Here is a 637-nt window from a genome sequence, read left to right as displayed (position 1 = left end):
GGAGCATCGTTTACCGAAGTAACTGTTATAAGCTGATTTGCCGTTGCAGTTCCGCCGTGTCCGTCGCTGATTACATAAGGAAAACTTACAGCAGTGGCCGAGTTGAAGTTCAAAGCCGGAGTAAAAGTAATTATGCCCGAAGCCGAGATGCTTACTGTTCCGTTTGTAACCGCAATTGTTTGGGCTGAACCTGTCAGGGCTGTTCCGTTTATTGAAGTGATTGTCAAAGTATCTCCGTCAGCATCTGTATCCAAAGATAAAGGATTCAGCGTTACTGTATTGTCTTCTGAAGCTGTATAAGCATCATCAACTGCAACCGGATTATCATTTACCGAAGTTACTGTGATAAGCTGATTTGCCGTGGCAGTTCCGCCGTGTCCGTCGCTGATCACATAAGGAAAACTTACAGCAGTGGCCGAGTTGAAGTTCAAAGCCGGAGTAAAAGTAATTATGCCCGAAGCCGAGATGCTTACTGTGCCGTTTGTAACCGCAATTGTTTGTGCTGAACCTGTCAGGGCTGTTCCGTTGATTGAAGTGATTGTCAAAGTATCTCCGTCAGCATCTGTATCCAGAGCCAGAGGATTAAGCGTTACTGTATTGTCTTCTGAAGCTGTATAAGCATCATCAACTGCAACTG

General features: G+C 45.2%; 1 protein-coding gene. It reads right to left on the bottom strand.

Annotated elements, in window-relative coordinates; all coding sequences use genetic code 11:
* A partial coding sequence (locus IR010_RS19995; RefSeq protein WP_194606139.1) for an Ig-like domain-containing protein occupies positions 1 to 637 on the bottom strand: 637 nt, incomplete at both ends.

The sequence above is a fragment of the Flavobacterium sp. MR2016-29 genome (assembly GCF_015350695.1).
GTDB lineage: Bacteria > Bacteroidota > Bacteroidia > Flavobacteriales > Flavobacteriaceae > Flavobacterium.
Note: the sequence above shows the minus strand (reverse complement) of the source record. Positions and strands in the feature narration are given on the sequence as shown.